Here is a 3,392-nt window from a genome sequence, read left to right as displayed (position 1 = left end):
TTTCTCAGTCATCTCAGCAATTCTCTCCCAAGAATAATTTTCGACCCTCTTCCTTCCATTTTCTCCCATCCTTTCTCTTATATCTTTATTCCTTAATAAATAGATTATTGCGTCGGCCAACGCTTCTGAATCCCTCGGTGGAACTAACAACCCATTTTCACCATCTTTAACAACATCTGGAATACCACCAATCTTAGATGCTACTATTGGAACGTTACAAGCCATTGCCTCCAAATTCACAATGCCAAAGATTTCATACAGCGAAGGGAGTACAAGAACATCGGCTGATTTATAATATAACACCTTTTCAGATTTATGCACAAATCCTGTAAATTTCACACGTTCCGAGATCTTCAATTTCTCTGCAAGATTATTTAGTTCATTACGCATAACACCATCACCTACAATAACTAACTTAGTATCATAAACATTTTTTAATATCCAGGGCATAGCTTTTATCAAGATGTCAGGTCCCTTACGTGGTTCTAAGTTTCCCACATATAGAAGTATTTTTTCGGAAGGTAAGAAGGCTAATTTTTCTCTGCATTCTTCTTTTGAATATGGAATATCAAAATCTTCAATATTTATACCATTCGGGATTACAACCACCTTATTTTTGTATTTTTTTATGAGCTCCGATTCATTGATGTAATTTTTAGAAGGAGAAATAACAACATCTGCATATGACAAAACTTTAGCTATCAATTTAGTGTAAAAGTAATAAGCTGATTTGATTGCAATACCTTTATAGGATCCCATATCAAAATGAGTAGTGGCTATAAGAGGCTTATTCTTTCTCTTCGCATACAAAAAACCCCCAATATCGCCCATAGGAACTGATATATGAACATGAACGAGATCAGTAGAATATTTCACTGGATTTTTAAGCAAACCAAATGAAAATCTTCCACTTGCAACTTTGAAATTAGTTCCATATCGGTATACAGCTATACCATTATATTTTTCGATTTCGTCTTTAGAACTGGCTGAAGTTGTAAATATTGATATTTTGTGTCCTTTTTGAGCCAAAACATTGGCTAAATTTTCTACCACTGTTTCAGCACCACCAATGGGATATCCTTTACCAGAAGGTTTATTTTTGTATGGAAAGTGTGTTGTAAAGTAGCTTATTTTCATTCTAAAACCTCCTGATTAATCAATTTGTCGTACAATTTCTCAACTTCGCGAGCCATTTTTGTCCACTCATAATTCTCAACATGCTTATTCCCATCTTTCATTACTTTCGCTCGTAATGATTCATCTTTCAACAGCATTTTCACCTTCAGGGCTAAATCTTCACAATTTGTAGGCTCGAATAGCAATCCACCAATCCCTTTACTGGTTACTTCTCTTATAGGGGGGATGTCTGATGCCACATACGGAATGCCTGCTGCCATTGCTTCAATCACAACCATTCCAAACCCTTCTACAATACTTGGTAAAGCAAACACATCTGATGCTTTTAGTTGTCGTATTACATCATCATGATTCTCGATGAAACCCAAAAACTCTACATTTGCTCGTAAATTCAGCTTATTCACGAGTTTCTTTAAATTAACTTCTTCTGGACCTGTTCCTATAATCTTAAGTTTAATGTTAGAAATATCTTTTTGTATAATACTGACTGCTTTGATGAGATCATCTATTTTTTTGTACTTCACTAATCGTGAAATCGTGCATATTGTGGGCTCTTCAAATTTTTCAACTTTTATGTTCCGATATTTCTCAAGGTCAACACCATTGTGTATTGTTATGATGTTATCTGACATAAACCCAAAAGCTCTAAGAGTTTCTTGTGTGTAATTACTATTGGCAATTATCGTGTTCCATTTCTTTGAACGTGTGTATCTTTCTAAGATTTCTCCAAAAATGCCTGTGATACCAATATTTTTTATCCACTTACCTATCCAAACATCATGATATGTTATGACTTTTGGTATAGCTAAATACTCCCCGACTTTCCACGCAACAGGATAACTTAAAAAATTTGTACCCTCAATGATGTCAAAATCTTGTTTTTTTCCGATTTTTATTGCATCTTTTATAAATGTAAATCTTTCTATAAATGAACCAGCTTGAGTATATTTTCTACTTTTCCCAACTCTAAATACTTTTATCCCAAGAATCTCATCGTTTACTTTTCTCCCATCTTCTCTGGAGGTTATTACCGTGACTTCGTTGTTCTTTACAAGAATTTTTGCTATGTGAAAAGCTCGTGCTTCAGCACCGCCCCTAATTTCAAGATTTTTACTTTTTGGAAAATATTCTGAAATAATTCCGATCTTCATTTAATCCTCCATCCCTCAATTAGTAGAATGCCCATCAACCACAATTACATCAAACGTTTTCCTTGTTTGATTAAACACAGCCTCAAGGCATTGCTCGATCTCTTCTTCCCCGTTTTTTACAGGAATGATGATTGATATTTTTTCATTCATTCCACTCCACCATCCTCTTGACCCCTTCTTCAAAAGGGGTTACATCAATACCAAATTCATCCCACCATGCATAATTCGGAAACACCTCTTTGGCAGTAAGAGAATCAACCTGATCAGGTGTGAACTGGATTTTTCCAGTCAATCGTTGATAGCACATCATGAGAAATTTGAATAGACAGATAGGAAGAAAGACCCTGAACCTAAAACCACTTAGCTGATTCAAAACCATTTTTACCATGTCTCTAAAGTAAATTACATCTCTTCCATTTATGCTGTAAATCTCGTTTTTCGGGAAGTTTTTCATGATTGAAATAAGGAGATAACAGATATCATCGACATAAATTGGCTGCCTGGGCCATTTTCCATGACCCGGGATAGGGAAAAGAGGGATTTTCTTTGCAAAATCGATCAGAAATCCTATATTTTTGTCATCAGTTGGACCATATATAATGGATGGTCGTAATATACAATATTCTAGTCCGCTTCTTTTAACTAACTCCTCTCCTTCAAATTTTGTTTGTGCATAATAATCTTTTCTGACAGAAAGTACTGCAGCAGAGCTGAAATGAATGATTCTTTTCATACCAGCATTTTTAGCTGCTTCAAGCACGTTTCTTGTGGCTAATACATTATTCCTGTAAAACAATTCGGGATTGGGAGACGAAATCTGAGCTGCAAGGTTAATAACCACCTCTTTTCCATTAAATTCATCATACCAATCCTGTTTTTCAGTCAAATCTGCATGTAATGCTTTCAGACCGTATTTCTTCACATAATCCAGATTCTTTTCGTTCTTATCCAGAACCGTTATCTTTTTCATATCGTAATTTTCGGAAGCAAGTACCCTTACCAAATTCCTGCCTACAAAGCCTGCGCCGCCCGGTATGATTATGTTCATAGCATCATCTCCCTATCTCTTCCACCAGTCGTTAATACTCAATACCGTAACCTCGT

Annotated in this window: 3 protein-coding genes and 1 pseudogene; all 4 read right to left on the bottom strand. The window is 35.5% G+C overall.

Annotated elements, in window-relative coordinates:
- The coding region (locus J7J01_05430; GenBank protein MCD6210318.1) for a glycosyltransferase family 4 protein at nucleotides 1–1,137 on the bottom strand (1,137 nt) is incomplete at its 3' end.
- The gene (locus J7J01_05425) at nucleotides 1,134–2,288 is read right to left on the bottom strand and encodes a glycosyltransferase family 4 protein (GenBank protein MCD6210317.1); all 1,155 of its coding nucleotides are present in this window, start codon (nucleotides 2,286–2,288) and stop codon (nucleotides 1,134–1,136) included. The genes J7J01_05425 and J7J01_05430, both read right to left, overlap by 4 nt.
- Before the next feature lie 15 nt (nucleotides 2,289–2,303).
- Nucleotides 2,304–2,438 carry a glycosyltransferase gene (locus J7J01_05420; GenBank protein MCD6210316.1) on the bottom strand — a complete coding sequence of 45 codons (135 nt, stop codon included), beginning with the start codon at nucleotides 2,436–2,438 and terminating at the stop codon, nucleotides 2,304–2,306.
- Nucleotides 2,431–3,336, bottom strand: a pseudogene (locus J7J01_05415) (NAD(P)-dependent oxidoreductase). The gene J7J01_05420 and the pseudogene J7J01_05415 overlap by 8 nt, the downstream one beginning before the upstream one ends.
- Nucleotides 3,337–3,392: the final 56 nt, after the last annotated feature.

This window comes from Methanophagales archaeon, from assembly GCA_021159465.1.
Taxonomy (GTDB): domain Archaea; phylum Halobacteriota; class Syntropharchaeia; order Alkanophagales; family Methanospirareceae; genus G60ANME1.
This window is presented reverse-complemented; position numbering and strand designations above follow the sequence as displayed.

What these genes read in the sequence shown, in the direction of transcription:
- J7J01_05420 (MCD6210316.1), bottom strand. Translation starts at nt 2,438, where the DNA reads ATGAATGAAAAAATATCAATCATCATTCCTGTAAAAAACGGGGAAGAA.
- J7J01_05425 (MCD6210317.1), bottom strand. Translation starts at nt 2,288, where the DNA reads ATGAAGATCGGAATTATTTCAGAATATTTTCCAAAAAGTAAAAATCTT.